The organism is Paenibacillus sp. FSL H8-0282, assembly GCF_037963825.1.
Classification (GTDB): domain Bacteria; phylum Bacillota; class Bacilli; order Paenibacillales; family Paenibacillaceae; genus Paenibacillus_AQ; species Paenibacillus_AQ odorifer.
The window spans coordinates 5158212-5173565 of the sequence record NZ_CP150146.1; the positions used below are offsets into that span (position 1 = coordinate 5158212).

15 protein-coding genes and 1 other annotated feature are annotated in these 15354 nt (G+C 46.6%); of the genes, 1 reads left to right on the plus strand and 14 read right to left on the minus strand.

Annotation, left to right across the window (positions count from 1 at the left end; all coding sequences use genetic code 11):
* Positions 1-290 precede the first annotated feature (290 nt).
* The 3 genes from NST94_RS22410 to lspA form a co-directional block, all read right to left on the minus strand.
* Positions 291-1544, minus strand: coding sequence for an LL-diaminopimelate aminotransferase (locus tag NST94_RS22410; protein WP_076098555.1), 1254 nt, complete (start codon positions 1542-1544; stop codon positions 291-293).
* Between the two features lie 205 nt (positions 1545-1749).
* Positions 1750-2721 (minus strand): RluA family pseudouridine synthase, encoded by a 972-nt coding sequence (locus NST94_RS22415; RefSeq protein WP_076128826.1) that lies wholly within the window; start codon positions 2719-2721, stop codon positions 1750-1752.
* On the minus strand, positions 2714-3226 hold the full coding sequence (gene lspA, locus NST94_RS22420) for a signal peptidase II (RefSeq protein ID WP_036683603.1): 513 nt from the start codon (positions 3224-3226) through the stop codon (positions 2714-2716). The genes NST94_RS22415 and lspA overlap by 8 nt, the downstream gene beginning before the upstream one ends.
* A 246-nt stretch (positions 3227-3472) precedes the next feature.
* Between lspA and NST94_RS22425 the strand changes: the two genes are divergently transcribed.
* Positions 3473-4195, plus strand: a complete 723-nt coding sequence (locus tag NST94_RS22425; protein ID WP_076098553.1) for a TraR/DksA C4-type zinc finger protein — start codon at positions 3473-3475, stop codon at positions 4193-4195.
* Between the two features lie 92 nt (positions 4196-4287).
* Here NST94_RS22425 and NST94_RS22430 read toward each other — a convergent pair whose 3' ends face one another.
* From NST94_RS22430 to sigE, 11 genes are all read right to left on the minus strand, one after another.
* Complete coding sequence (locus tag NST94_RS22430; RefSeq protein WP_051491300.1) at positions 4288-4584, minus strand: DUF5665 domain-containing protein; 297 nt, start codon at positions 4582-4584, stop codon at positions 4288-4290.
* 329 nt (positions 4585-4913) lie between these two features.
* Positions 4914-8006, minus strand: a complete 3093-nt coding sequence (gene ileS / locus NST94_RS22435) for an isoleucine--tRNA ligase (protein ID WP_076128823.1) — start codon at positions 8004-8006, stop codon at positions 4914-4916.
* Between the two features lie 829 nt (positions 8007-8835).
* Positions 8836-9110, minus strand: a binding site (T-box leader).
* Positions 9111-9295: 185 nt separating this feature from the next.
* Positions 9296-9808: a DivIVA domain-containing protein gene (locus tag NST94_RS22440; RefSeq protein WP_051491297.1), complete on the minus strand. Its 513-nt coding sequence runs from the start codon at positions 9806-9808 to the stop codon at positions 9296-9298.
* Positions 9809-10035: 227 nt separating this feature from the next.
* Positions 10036-10818, minus strand: a complete 783-nt coding sequence (locus tag NST94_RS22445) for a YlmH/Sll1252 family protein (protein ID WP_076129071.1) — start codon at positions 10816-10818, stop codon at positions 10036-10038.
* 9 nt (positions 10819-10827) lie between these two features.
* The gene (locus NST94_RS22450; RefSeq protein ID WP_036683616.1) at positions 10828-11094 is read right to left on the minus strand and encodes a YggT family protein; all 267 of its coding nucleotides are present in this window, start codon (positions 11092-11094) and stop codon (positions 10828-10830) included.
* Between the two features lie 7 nt (positions 11095-11101).
* Positions 11102-11542, minus strand: a complete 441-nt coding sequence (gene sepF, locus NST94_RS22455; protein WP_036683619.1) for a cell division protein SepF — start codon at positions 11540-11542, stop codon at positions 11102-11104.
* An 11-nt stretch (positions 11543-11553) separates the two neighbouring features.
* Complete coding sequence (locus NST94_RS22460; RefSeq protein WP_076302471.1) at positions 11554-12240, minus strand: YggS family pyridoxal phosphate-dependent enzyme; 687 nt, start codon at positions 12238-12240, stop codon at positions 11554-11556.
* Positions 12241-12243: 3 nt separating this feature from the next.
* A complete protein-coding gene (gene pgeF / locus NST94_RS22465) occupies positions 12244-13101 on the minus strand; it encodes a peptidoglycan editing factor PgeF (protein ID WP_339281314.1) in 858 nt (285 codons plus the stop codon).
* 104 nt (positions 13102-13205) lie between these two features.
* A complete protein-coding gene (locus NST94_RS22470) occupies positions 13206-13550 on the minus strand; it encodes a YlmC/YmxH family sporulation protein (RefSeq protein WP_036683628.1) in 345 nt (114 codons plus the stop codon).
* Positions 13551-13680: 130 nt separating this feature from the next.
* Entirely contained in the window at positions 13681-14463 is a 783-nt protein-coding gene (gene sigG, locus NST94_RS22475; RefSeq protein WP_036683631.1) for an RNA polymerase sporulation sigma factor SigG, read from the minus strand.
* A gap of 78 nt (positions 14464-14541) precedes the next feature.
* Positions 14542-15264, minus strand: a complete 723-nt coding sequence (gene sigE / locus NST94_RS22480; RefSeq protein WP_036683937.1) for an RNA polymerase sporulation sigma factor SigE — start codon at positions 15262-15264, stop codon at positions 14542-14544.
* Positions 15265-15354: the final 90 nt, after the last annotated feature.

A 15354-nucleotide genomic window follows, 5' to 3' on the forward strand; every position in this document is an offset into this window, starting at 1 on the left:
CATATCGCTCACCACACAAGCCCACCGCAGAAAGTCCACTGCACAAATTCCACCGTCACAGCTACCACAAATCATCTACTGCAAGCTGTACGAAAATCAAATATTGCAGTCAACCACCACCCACCCGAATAACAGAACACTACACTAAAATGCACTACAATACACAACACGTGGCATATAGTCATACGGCACAGTAACATCAACAACATTTCCTATTCCATAAAAAAGAAGCTGCCCCCAAGTAGAATTCACTACTTTTGGGACAGCCTCATTAATTTCAATAACAATGCTTAAAACTCAAATTCCACATCGCTAAGACGTCTTTGAATTTCAGAGATGACACGTCTCTCTTCCTCTTCACCTTTAGCAATAAAGGTAACGGAGAAACGAACAAACGGACCTGCATCATCCCAAGGCACAGTGGAGATCAGCTTCTCACGAATGAGGAATTGGGAGAAATCTTCACCGGATTCAAAGCGACGGCCGTCTTTGATTCCCTTAGGTGCAGCGACATACAGGAAGAAGGAACCTTTTGGCTTCTCAGCTTTAAAGCCGAGACTGTTCAGTGCATCAACCAGCAGGTTGTGACGACGGGAGTATTTATCCGCTATCGCTTCAGTAATCTCCGGATGAGCAAGACCATAAGCCGCTGCTTTTTGAATCGCGATAAATTGGCCGGAATCGTTGTTATCCTTCACATCGCTGAAGGCTTTAACCACTAGCGGATTACCAGCCACAAAACCAATTCTCCAGCCCGTCATATTGTAAGACTTAGAAAGAGAATGCAGCTCTACACCCACATCCTTTGCACCTGGAACGGAGAGGAAGCTAAGTGGCTTCAAACCGTCATAGGTCAAGGCAGCATAAGGTGCGTCATGAATAACCACTACATCGTATTTTTTCGCCCATGCAACGACCTCAGCAAAAAACTCAGGAGTGGCACTAGCGCCCGTTGGATTGTTTGGATAGTTTAGATAAAGAAGCTTAGCTTTACGAGCAATGTCTTCCGGAATTTCATTCAGATCTGGAAGGAATTTGTTCTCCTTCTTCAGCTCCACTGTAAATACTTGTCCACCCAAATATTTAGTATGTGTACCCAAGACTGGATAACCCGGCACGGTCATAATCGTGATATCACCTGGATTGATGAAACAAGATGGCAACATAGCCAGCGCAGGCTTCGATCCGATGGAGTGAACTACCTCCGTGTCTGGATCAATTCCTTCCACCCGGAAAACTTCCCGCAAATATTCAGCAGCAGCAGTCTTGAATTCGGCAATTCCATTGTCCGCATATCCTCGGTTTTCTTCCTTCGCTGCTTCTTCAGCAAGCTTTGCTACGATACCCGCATCAGCCATCTCATCCGGCTCGCCTACGCCCATATCAATTAGTTCAATGTTAGGAAAATCCTGTTTTGCGGATGCTTTAGCACGTTTGATTTTCTCGAATTTATAAATCGAAGTGTCTTTGCCATAATTGGCACCGCCGATGCGGTCTGCAAAATTAGTCTGAATGAAGCTATCTTGGTATTGTTCAATACTCATACTGTCATCTCATCTCCTGAATATCTATTCTACTTTTAAAAGAAACGGCTTCGCCGTCCCTTGGATGGCGTATGTTTCCGGATATCCGTTTCATTATAAAAATAAGGATAAAGAATAAGGCATTACCCTTTCTTTATCCTTATGTTTTTAAATATGCCGTAAAGTAGTGTTCAATACCATAGACTAATTATCACTTCATTTGTACTTATCTGCTGCGTAGTGTGAACAGCACTTCTTCCATATCCTCTGGAATAGGTCTGCTGAATTCTTTATATTCACCTGTGGTAGGATGAACAAATCCAAGCACCGCCGCATGCAACGCTTGTCCATTCATCGTAGTGCCCTTGCTGCGTCCATATATCGGATCACCTACAAGTGGATGGCCAATGAACTTCATATGTACCCTGATTTGATGCGTGCGGCCAGTCTCCAGCTGCAGCTCCAGCAGTGTACAATCTCCGAAACGTTCCATTACTGTAAAATGGGTTACGGATTTCTTGCTGTTCTTTTCGGTTACTGTGTATAGCTTGCGATCATGTGGATCTCTGCCAATCGGTGCGTCAACAGTTCCCTTATCATGCGACAAGTTGCCGTGTACGACTGCAATATATCGGCGCGTAACACTATGCTCTTTAAGCTGTGCGGCAAGCGAGGCATGACTGGCATCATTCTTAGCCACCATGATAAGACCAGAGGTATCCTTATCGATCCGATGGACAATACCTGGACGAATCTCACCGTTAATGCCGGACAGATCCTTACAGTGATACATCAGCGCATTTACTAAGGTGCCTGACGGATGTCCCGCAGCTGGGTGCACAACCATGCCCCGGGGTTTATTAATCACAATGACATCGCTGTCTTCATATACAACTTCAAGAGGAATGTTCTCCGCGATCAAATCCGTTACTTCTGCTTCAGGGACAACAATGCTAACCACGTCGCCTTCCGATAACTTATAGTTGGCTTTCACTGGCTTGCCATTAACCGTAACGTTACCGCCGCTGATCCACAGCTGCACCTGAGAACGGGAAATTTCTTCTTCCCATGATTCCGTAATATATTTATCGATTCGCTCCCGCGCGTTCTCTGCCGAAACGGTCCATTCCGTGACGTCCCTCTCTTCTTCGCTCGTAGATGCCGCTTGGTGATTGACGTCTTTATTCAAATCATTCATTCCCTTCTCTTACTTCCTTTGCTTCTTTCACTTCTTTTATTTCCGTAATTTCTTCGCCGTTCTTAAGGTCACGAAAAGAATCCAGAAGAATCAATCCAACCCCAATGACAATACAAGAATCCGCCACGTTAAAAATCGGGAAGCTATAGCTCCCAAAATTGAACAGAAGGAAATCAACAACCTCACCATTGATTATCCGGTCCAGGAAGTTACCGATAGCTCCACCCAGTACAAGCCCTAGGGCAACAGATAACAGCTTCCGCGAGTGTCTAGTCTTGTTCAAATACCAAACGATACCACTAACCACTACAACCGTAACTAGAAAGAAGAACCATTGCTGACCTTCGAGAATCCCAAAAGCAGCCCCGCGATTGCGATGAGAGGTAATCAGGAAAAAATCTCCGATAACAGAAATCTGTTCTCCGATCTCCAGACGTGTAGCAATGAGATACTTTGTCCCTTGATCCACCAAAAATACAATAAGAGCAATCAAATAGTACACCACAGAAGTTGTCACTCCGTTCTTATTTTTCCCGCTAAATGCGGTACGAATACTGTTTAAAGACTTGTATATTGTAGCACAGCCCTTAAAGAATCGTCTATTGCGGGACATCCGCTAAGTTCAATCTTGGGGACTATTTTCCAGCGCTAAAATCCCTGCTCTCCGGTCAACCTAACAGAAGAACCATCCGGTGTTATCCGGCAAGTCGGAATGATTCTTATAAAAGGTACAGAAAGGAGCTTTCTCATTATGACGCACCTGACAGTACAGCAGCTCTCAGAGCTACGCGCACGATTGGAAAAAGATCGGGATACGATTCAGCACAGGCTTCAGAATAATGAACATTACGGCTTAGATGAATCCATGCGGGATGGCTCCGGAGAACTTTCCGAGAATGACAACCATCCAGGAGATGCAGCCACCGATTTGTATAATCGCTCCATGGACATTTCACTGTTAGAGCGGGACGAGCATGAGCTGGACGATATTGAAGCTGCTTTATCTGCTATGGATAATGGCACCTATGGGATATGCAAGGCTAGTGGTGAGCCGATCCCTTTTGAACGTTTATCTGCCATCCCTTCCACACTTTATTGTAAAGAGCACAACCCGCGGCAAAACGCACCTTTCACTCGACCAGTAGAAGAGGAGCTGTTATCTCCACCTTTTGGACGCACCAGTCTGGATGAGCGCGACGATCAAAACGGTTTTGACGGCGAGGATGCCTGGCAGATTGTGGAAAGCTGGGGTACCTCGAATTCTCCCGCCATGGCGGAGGGCAACAATATTGATTCTTATAATGATATGGAGATTGAAGCCGATGAGCTGGAAGGCTGCGTAGAGCCTTGGGAGAACTTTATCGCCACTGATATCACGGGCAACAATCTAATTGTAGTGCCGGGACGGAGCTACCAGCGTTATTTGGACAGTGACGAGGCAACCCATAGTCTTGATCCTCTCGACGAAGACTAAACACAAATGTCCCCTATACAAAAACATTTAAACAGCGTACTGTTCCAGTTTTGAGGAATGGTTCGCTGTTTTTAATCTTAACGTTTCGATGACTATTTGAACTCTAGCTGACGTTGTACGATCCGCACAATATCCGCAATATAATCACCAATGATCGGTAGATTGAGCGCGCCTAGTCCCTGAAGGATATAAATAATCGTTGCCGCAAAAAAAGTAAAACCCAGTGCAATCCCAACTCCCCGAGCTGCTCCAAATAAAATATTTCTCCAAATCAACCGCCAAGGTGAATATAGCAGATCCGTATATTGATAAATTCGGGATTTTTCCAAAATATGAGCCCACTCAAAGGTCAAACGGTACATCGTATTCATTTTTTCTTCCAGCGGAATATCCTCGGGATTACGCGGATCTGCTGTTAGATACTCAGGATTAACTTCAGGAAAAGCCTTATTCTCCTTTTCCTTGTCTGGGTTATTCTTATTGCCGGATGTCTTAATGGAGATTCTCCTCTTATTTCCCTCCACAGCTACGGCTCCTCTCATATGTCTTTCCTTCGCTACAAAGTAAACGAGCCCGGCCAAAGAGAATTCATCTCCTTAAGCTCGGGACTCGTTAGTTTTGCGCCGAAATATAAAGACTATATTTCCCGCATAAACGGAAGATCTCCGTTTACACTTATGCCGCTAGTATATGCTGTTTTGGGACAGGTAATGCAGAATTATGCTTCGATATGGATACCGATGGATTTATCACCGACTTCTACCGTCTCAAAAGCATGTTCTCCATCAAAATCAACCGTAGTCACAAGAACATTGTCTCGCAATACATTGTCAAATGCTGTAACAGCTGCTTTTAGCTCATCATCTAATTTCAAGGTGAGTGCGATCCGTTTCTCGATCGGCAGATCCAGACGTTTACGGTAATCTTGAACCGCGCGAATGATCTCACGAACCCAGCCTTCTTGTTCAAGCTCAGGCGTGATTTCGGTATTGAGCGCAACCGTAACTCCATATCCGGAAGCTGCGGCGAAACCTGCTTTGGCTTGTTTTTCAACAAGCAGCTCTTCAGAAGTGATTACAAGCTCTTCACCTTCAGGTGTCGCAATTGCAATTTTACCGTCCTGTACCGCTTTGCGGGTAGAATCACTGTCGAGGCTTTTCAGGAAGCCTTGCAGGAAGCCTACATTTTTACCGTATTTTTTACCGGCTACCTTAAGATTCAGCTTGAGTGTGAAATCAACAAATCCGCTGTCACTGTTCTCCAGCACGATGTTCTTGATGTTGATCTCATCTTTGATGATCTCTTCATACTCAGCCAAATGGAAGTCACGGTTCATCGAAACGATCAGCTCGGACAGCGGTTGACGATTCTTAATGCCTGTTTCGTTACGTACGTTACGCGCCAACTCAACGATCTGTCTTGCACTTTCCATATCCTCTTCCAGCTCTTTATCGATCAAGTTCTCGTCAGCAACCGGGTAGTCTGCCAAATGCACACTTTCTCCGCCGCCAAGGTTCGTGAAGATATCTTCGGACAACATCGGTGTAAATGGAGCCATCAAAGTTGCTGTCGCCAAAAGCACATGAGTCAACGTACGGTAAGCATCCAGTTTATCTTCACCTAGGCCACTCCCCCAGAAACGGTCACGGGAACGACGGATATACCAGTTACTCAGCTCATCCACAAAGTTCTCAATAGCTCTAGATGTATTCACGAAGTCATTTACCGCAAGTCCTTTATCCACCAAAAGAATCAAGCTGTTCAGACGGGACAGAATCCAGCGGTCCAGCTTATGTTTTGATACTTTAAAAGGATGATCGGCTGGATCGTAACCATCAATGCCCGCATACAGCGTCAAGAAGGCATGTGTATTTACCAGCGTATCCACTACTTTAGATTTCGTCTCACCTACAAGACCACGCGAGAAACGTTTATTATTCCACGGTGCACTGTCGGACAAAATAGCCCAACGGAAAGCATCCGTACCATACTCATTCATGATTTCCCAAGGATCAATAACATTGCCCTTGGATTTGGACATTTTTTGACCATTCTCATCGAGGATATGGCCTGTAGCAATTACCGCTTTATAAGGTGCTTTACCCTTGAACAAGGTGGATACTGCAAGCAAGCTATAGAACCATCCACGGGTCTGGTCGATCCCTTCACAGATCATATCTGCCGGATACTGATCATTCAGCTTATCCTCGTTCTCAAACGGATAATGGCTTTGTGCAAAAGGCATCGAGCCACTATCGAACCATACGTCGATCACTTCCGATGTACGAACCATCTCTGCACCTTCGCTAAACGGACTGCGCAGCTTGATCTTATCCACGAAAGGTTTATGCAGTTCGATATCTTCAGGAACATCACCAATCGCCATCGCTCTTAGCTCTTCAATGCTGTGTGGAGCAAACTCTTTACCCGTCTCTTGACATACCCAGACATTGAGGGGTGTACCCCAATAACGGTTACGGCTGATATTCCAGTCAACCAGTTCATCCAAGAACTTCCCGAAACGGCCTTCTCGTACATGCTCAGGGTACCAAGTTACACTGTTGTTGTTAGCAATCAGCTGATCTTTGATCGCTGTAGTGTTGATGAACCAGCTGTCTGTTGCGTAATACAAAAGTGGTGTATCACAACGCCAGCAGAACGGATAGCTGTGCTCGTATTTCTCTTTACCGTAAAGCAATCCTTTTTCAGACAAAACCTTAATGATATCCAGATCGCAATCCTTAACAAAACGTCCCGCAAAATCAGAGACTACATCCGTATACTTACCGGAATTATCAACCACATTTACGAAGCTGATGCCATTCTCACGGCAAGTCTTGTAGTCATCTTCACCATGTGCTGGTGCCATGTGTACGATCCCTGTACCACTGGAATCTGTAACGAAAGAAGCGCCTACGATAACATTGCTTTTCTCTGCCTTAATATATCCGAATGGAGGTGCGTAAGTTTTACCGATAAACTCGGAACCTTTATGTGTAGAAAGGACTGTGTGCTCGCCTTTCATTACTTCTTCGACCAAGTTTTTAGCAACGATGTACACACCATCTTCTTGTTGCACACGTACATAATCCATGTCCGGGTTCATAGCTAGCGCCATATGGGCTGGCAAGGTCCAAGGTGTTGTCGTCCAAGCCAATACGTAGTCTCCGCTGTCATCCAGCTTGAACTTCGCGGTTGCACTGAGATCCTTAACGGTTTTGTAGCCTTGAGCAACTTCATGCGAGCTTAGTGTAGTCTGGCAGCTCGGGCAATACGGGCTAACACGGTGTCCGCGGTAAAGCAACCCGTTCTCATGCACTGTAGCCAAGATGTTCCATACACTTTCGATATAGGTGTTATCCAAGGTTACGTAAGGATTATCTAGATCTGTCCAGTATCCAATCGCTTCTGTAAATTCACGCCATTGCTTCTCATAACCAAAGACGCTGTCTTTACATTCCTGGATGAATTTTTCTACGCCATATTCCTCGATCTCTTGTTTACCGGAGATGCCAAGCTTCTTTTGTACGCCTAGTTCTACTGGCAGACCGTGTGTATCCCAGCCTGCTTTACGTACCACGCGGTAACCTTTCATTGTCTGGTAACGACCGATGAAATCCTTGATTACCCGTCCCAGCACGTGTCCGATATGCGGCGCACCGTTTGCTGTAGGCGGACCTTCATAGAATACATAATTTGGACGTCCCTCACGGTTCTCCATGGACTTGCGGAACGTATTTTCGTCGCTCCATTTCTTTAATATGCGGACATCTCTTGCCCGCGCCTTTTCTCTGACATCTACTTTTTGCATGTGATGGTCAATCCTTTCATGGATTAGTCTATAAAGCTCTTTTCGATCTTTGGGCGATCCTTGCGCAGCTGGTCGCCCACCGCTCTTGCCCCGGCACCCGAGCCGCGATCCCGTTAGGGCAGCAATTGCTCGGGGCGCCATGGGCGACCTTGCGCAGCTGGTCGCACCGCTCTTGCCCTGGCTCCCGAGCCGCGATCCCGTTAGGGCAGCAATTGCTCGGGGCGCCATTTTCGCGACCTTGCGCAGCTGGTCGCACCGCTCTTGCCCTGGCTCCCGAGCTGCGATCCCGCAGGGCAGCAATCGCTCGGGGCGCCATTCCGCGACCTTGCGCAGCTGGTCGCACCGCTCTTGCCCTGGCTCCCAAGCCGCGATCCCGTTAGGGCAGCAATTGCTCGAGGGGCCAATGGGCGACCTTGCGCAGCTGGTCGCACCGCTCTTGCCCTGGCACCCGAGCTGCGATCCCGCAGGGCAGCAATCGCTCGGGGCGCCATACGCGACCTTGCGCAGCTGGTCGCTCACCGCTCTTGCCCGGGCTCCCGAGCTGCGATCCCGTAGGGCAGCAATCGCTCGGGGCGCCATGGGCGACCTTGCGCAGCTGGTCGCGCACCGCTCTTGCCGTAAAGGCCCCGCAGGCGAACCCGCCAGGGGAGCCTAAGAAGGGCCGCTCCTTCAGCCACATGAATCCGTTCGTTTCCACCACCGTACCTAGTTTGCACGAGGCTTTACTTTGCGGGTGTCCAGAGGGCAGCAGCCCTTGGGGTCCCCCTTAGAAAGGGGGATTTAGGGGGATGGCCGCCCCGGAACAACAAAATAAGCGTCATCCCACCCCCAAAGGGGCGAGACGACGCTCGCGATACCACCCTAATTCTGCGCATGAGCACATCCTTAAGGGGAGTGTATTCAGCACAATCTCAGTCCTGCGCGTAAATCTTGTGCACAGGTCCGGTGTAACGTCCGGCAGACGGTTAGGCTTACGCACGATCAACGCTTCAGCTTAACTTCTAGGGGAAGATCTTCCGGCAGGGTTCGAACAATCGGCTCGCAGCAATCGCCGACTCTCTGGAGAACGTTACCTTGTCGTACTTGTCCCGTCATCGAATACATATAAACATTATACAGATATGTTCTATTTATAGACTTTTTGAATCTAAATGTCAACAACCATTCGCCCAATCTAGCTATTATGAGCGTACTTGCGCATGGAGTTCACTTTATTATGGTCTATTTTATCGGAAAATAAAAATAGAGGGAATAGCTCCCTCTATTTAGCCAATTATCGTCTGAAACCTTTAGATGCGATGAAGAACATCATCCTTGAAAGCTACATTCTCGCTCGCCTCACGACTCTCTAAGGCATTCCAGTCATCCTGTGATAACAGCTCCAGCTGAGCCTCCACTAATGTCCGGAAACGAGTGCGATAGATCGAAGCTTGCTTGCGCAATTCTTCAGTCTCAATAGCAACCTTACGGGATTTGGATAACGCTTCGTTAATAATCCGATCGGCGTTTTTCTCCGCTTCCTTGATAATGAGCTGGGATTCCTTCTTGGAGTTGTTCTTCACATCATCCGCCGCTTCCTGAGCGACTAAGATCGTCTTCGATAAACTTTCTTCAATATTCACAAAATGATCCAGACGCTCTTGAATAGACAAAAGCTGATTCTGCAGTTCCTTGTTCTCACGGATGACGCTTTCGTAATCCTTGATCACTTGATCCAGAAATTCGTTGACCTCGTCCTCATCATAACCGCGAAGTCTCCGAGAAAACTCCTTGTTATGTATATCGAGCGGTGTTAATGGCATGCTGTGCACCTCCTAGAAATTTCGGACCTTCTTTATCTCTAAATCGCAACTAAGCGGCAGACAAAGAAGAAAGACTGTACTTCAAGTAAAGGCAGAAGGTGTTCCTGTGTTCCGCCTGCCATTCATGGTCCGCCTCTTCTTAAAAGTATCGGCGTCCAGCTTAAAAAATGTTTGATTCCCTCGAAATAATCAATTTCGACAAGTAAGACCGTATTCCTGCAAGGGATTCACACAAATTTACCAATCTGAACACGGTATCGGCCCTTTTTCGTCAAACTGCCGACCTCTAGAACCTTGAAGCGACCAAAGCCTTGAATAGATACCATGTCACCATCCTTAAGACTGCAGGATGGGTCTTCCTCCACTTTCCAGTTTACCCGAACGCGTCCAGCCTTGATGGGAGCAAGAATTTTGCTTCGGCTAAGCCGTGTTACATCTGCGGCAATGCCATCCAATCGCAGGGATGCTACAGTCAAATCCATCAATTCCAGCTTAACCTCACTATTACGCAAGGCGGAAAGGGGTAATACTTCCGTACTTACCTGTATCCGGTGCACTCCAGTTAAATTCATAGCTAAATAATCTGCAATATCAGCAGCGACTACAACATGACAACCATCGTCCAGAACATGAATATCACCAATTTTGCCTCGTTTAACGCCCAGCCCCAGAATAGAACCCATGTAGTCCCCGTGCTCCAGAGCCAGAAACTTCTGCTCCCCTGAGGTTATTGCAAGCACCTTCAGCTCCATGTCTTCCTGATCCAGGTCACGATAATCAGGAGCGACAAGCGCTCGCTTCCGCTCTGCCTCAGCATGTCCACCTTCCCATTTAACAATTACATCAGGATGGCGGTTAACTAAAGTTTGCAGAATAAAACCTTGGCGGGGATCGAGAAATTCAGTTAATTTAGTCTCATGATATTCTCCAGCGTTGGTAACCCATTCGAAGGCCTTGTCCACAAATTGACGTTCATCGGGATGAAAATGCCCGTAAACTTCGTTCTTCATCACAGTTGCCTAAAAAATCAAATGCAGGATAGATTTAAGTCCGCCTGCCGCGAATTCCAAGACAAGTAATGCAATGATTGGAGAGATATCAAGTGTACCGAAGAGCGGTGGAATAAACCGTCTGAAAGGTGTTAAATACGGCTCTACGAGTTTACTTAGCAGTTCTCCAATGAAGTTATCACGAACGTTGGGTAACCAGGACATTAGCACATAGAAAATAATCATGTAAAAATAAATGTTAAACAAAATATCGATAATGTAATCAATTTGAAGCAAAGCCCATTCACCTCATTCTGTTATAGTCTTGATCGTCACCTAGGATTTCTGTAATGGAGCCTTGAATTTCAACAGTATCTGGAGTGCACATAAATATATTGCCCCCAATTTTAGAGATTCCTCCCCCAAGGGCATAAACAGTTCCGCTGAGAAAATCAATAATTCTCATTGCTTGATCATTGCGAACACGCTGCAGGTTAATTACTACCGTCCGATGCGAACGGAGATGATCAGCAATCTCCTGTGCCTCATCATATGAACGTGGTTCATATAATACAACCTTGACATTTTTTTGCGAATGGATACTGACAACGTTGCCCCTCTGATTTTTGCGGGTTTCTACAGGGGCCGGCTCATACTCATCCTCTTCGTGGATTTGCTCCCGCTCCACAACTTCCTCTTCCTCCTGCAAGCCCAAAAAACTCATAAATCGGTTCATAACGCTCATCACGATCCCTCCTAATGGCCTACTAACACCGTACCCAGGCGTACCCAGGTGGCTCCTTCCTGTATCGCCACTTCAAAATCATTCGACATTCCCATGGACAGCTCCGTAATCGGCTCAGGTGTCAAAGCAAGTTGATTAAGCTCATCGCGCAGCTCACGAAGTCCGCGAAATACAGGACGGGTAAGCTCCGGATCACCTTCTAAAGGTGCCATCGTCATAAGTCCAATTACCTTAACGCGGTCCAAACTAGCGATTTCACGTAAAAATCCAGGTACTGCCTCAGGTGACAGACCAAACTTCGTATCTTCGCCAGAGATATTCACTTGAAGAAACACATTCACTTCCTGATCAGCAGCAAGCGCCTTTTTGTGTAATTCTTGCGCCAGAGACATCCGGTCCAAAGAGTGTATATATTGAAATTTGCCAATAACGTCTTTAACCTTATTGGTTTGCAAATGCCCGATAAAATGCCATGTCCCTTTGTCCCCTAAAACCTTCCATTTGTGCTCAGCATCCTGCCAGCGACTCTCAGCAACATGCTCTAGGCCTGCCTCCAATACGGAGGATACCATTCCCAGAGAAACATATTTCGTCACTGCAATTACCTTGACGTCATTACGATCCCGGCCGCTTGCCGCGCAGGCACGTGCTACACGTTCCTCTACCTCAGCAATTCTCTCCTGCAGTGTTAAAGACAACTTTCAACTCTCCTTTATTCCGATCCAGCTCGTCATTCTGCCTGTAATACCGTTTTCTTTGCGATAAGAAAAAAACAAATCACGATTACAGCTTGTACACCATGTTGTACATTCGATATGAGTCGGCAATATTCCTGCTTTTATCATAATGCGTCGATTCATTTCTTTCAAGTTTAGCAAGTATTTACTCTGATCAGTCTCTGAGGCTCTGTAAAGCTCCACAGCATCGAAAGTTTCTATCCCCTCATTCAAGCTGCCCTCCAGCTGCCGAACATGCTCCATCACATAATCATCCACCTCATAACAGCAGTCGCCAATGGATGGACCGATCGCTGCCACAATATCATGTGGATGGCTGCCGTATACCGTTTGCAGCTTACTCACCATAGCTGCGGCAATCTGAGCCACCGTTCCTTTCCAGCCTGCATGCGCAAGACCGACGACTCTACGCACGGGATCATAAAAATAAAGGGGCACACAATCCGCATAAAAAGAAGTCAACAAAACCCCAGGCACATCCGTCAGCAGACCATCCGTAGCTTGAAATGCCGATGCTCTGTCCTGTTGTCCCCGCCCACGGTCTACTTCCCTTACTACAGCTATCTCTGCCCCATGAGTTTGTTCTCCACAGGTCCATGCTTCCGGCTTGAAATCAAGAGCTTCGGCAAGCGCTCTCCGATTGCTCAGGACATCTTCAGGAGCATCCCCAACGTGAAACGCACAATTCAGGCTGTCATAGGGCGCCTTGCTAGCCCCTCCCTGTCTACCAGTAAACCCCGCTGTAATTTCGTTATGCTCCACCAGCCAAGGCTCCAGATGGAGCAGCATAAGCATTTCTTTCCCCTGCACAAACGGTTCCATTTCCTCACCTCCGCCTTAGTGTACCACATGTAAATACCCGTACAAAGTGACGGTTAAGCCTGATCGCCTAAATTCTTAAATAAAAAAACAAAAAACGCACCTAATTAATAAGTGCGCCGTTCGCTGCGATCTCCCCGTTCCAGATACATCGTTTCACGCTCTTCCTGTCCCGGAGACATCCGCGACTCTTCAATCTTCACGAGCACAACATCGGACCCGATCTTGACTATATTCCGCCATGGAATAATCAGATCTGTCCCGCCTCCGAACAATCCCATAAACCGAGTGTATCCGGGTATAACGATGGCATCAATGACACCACGGCGCAAATCAAGCTCCAGATCACTAATCTGCCCCAACCGCTTGCCATCTACAATGTTGATAACATCCTTCGTCTGAAAATCAGAGATTTTCATTTTTTTGGCAGACCCTTGATAATCCTCGTTCATCTCACCACCCCTGTACAATCCGACCTATAGTCCAATATATGATCCGGAAGCTTGTCAACATGCATTAAAAAGAGGAGACAGCCCAAAATCCTTAAACCGGATTCTGGAATATCTCCTCATGGCTACTGCTCTAAGATTTCACGTGTTTTTGCATTTGCTGAATCGCAGATTTCTCAAGACGTGAGACCTGTGCCTGTGAAATGCCAATCTCATCTGCGACCTCCATCTGTGTTTTCCCTTCGAAAAACCGCATGGATAAAATTCGTTTCTCCCTTTGTCCTAACTTACGCATCGCTTCACGTAATGCAATTTCTTCGATCCACGACACATCCTTATTCTTATCGTCGCTAATCTGGTCCATTACATAAATAGGATCGCCGCCGTCATGATAGATCGGCTCGAATAAGGACACTGGATCCTGAATGGCATCAAGAGCAAATACAACATCTTCCTTCGGCACACCCAGCGCTTCTGATATTTCGAATATCGTCGGTTCCCGTGAGTTCTGATTGGTCAGACTATCACGTACCTGGAGCGCCTTGTAGGCGATATCTCTGAGAGAACGTGATACCCGAATCGGGTTGTTATCACGCAGGTAACGCCGAATCTCACCGATAATCATCGGAACTGCATATGTGGAGAATTTAACGTTTTGTGATAAATCGAAATTATCGATGGCTTTCATCAGACCGATGCAACCCACCTGGAACAAATCGTCAACAAATTCTCCCCTATTATTGAACCTCTGGATAACGCTTAGAACAAGTCTAAGATTACCGTTTACCAATTTCTCTCTGGCGGATCGCTCGCCCTGCTGCTGCAGCGAAGTGAACAGTTGCCGCATTTCCACATTCGTTAGAACAGGCAGCTTAGCAGTATCCACACCGCAAATCTCGACTTTATTACGGGTCATGATGATTTACCTCCCAAGGAGAAACATTACTGTACATTATCTCCCGGGCTCGCCATTTTATTCCTTGCTAATTTCACCTTACACCATCTTGTTAAACTCCTTGCGCAGCCGCTTGATAATTCTTTTCTCCAGCCGCGAAATATAAGATTGGGAGATGCCAAGCAGATCAGCCACATCTTTTTGTGTCTTTTCTTCGCCTCCGCGCAGGCCAAATCTCAGCTCCATAATAAGTCTTTCCCGGTCACTCAGCTTTTCCAGTGCCTTTTGCAGCAGCTTGCGATCAACCTGTTCTTCTATGTTCCGATAAATGGTATCATTTTCCGTTCCTAATACGTCAGAAAGCAATAATTCATTGCCATCCCAGTCAATATTAAGCGGCTCATCAAAAGAAACCTCACTCCGTGTCTTGCTGTTCCGCCGCAGATACATCAAGATTTCATTCTCTATGCAGCGGGATGCATAAGTAGCCAGTTTTATTTTTTTCTCAGGATCAAAAGTGTTCACAGCCTTAATTAAGCCAATAGCGCCAATCGAAACCAGATCCTCGATATTGATGCCGGTATTCTCAAATTTACGAGCGATATATACTACCAAGCGAAGATTGCGCTCAATCAACATCGCACGAACAGCTGCATCGCCGCTAGACAGCCGCTGAAGCAGATATTCTTCTTCTTCCCGTGTCAGCGGTGGAGGAAGTGCCTCACTCCCGCCAATATAATAGATTTCCTGACTCTTCAGCCCTAGTAGAAACAGCATGCGGTAATATTGCAGCTGCAGAGCAATTTTCCATTTGACCATTATTTGTTCCTCCTCCAAGAAGTGCACGGTTCGCGTGTGAAGCTTTCAAATCCCGCTTTCAGCCATCAGAAGTTTGGTTCAGCTAGCTTTAAA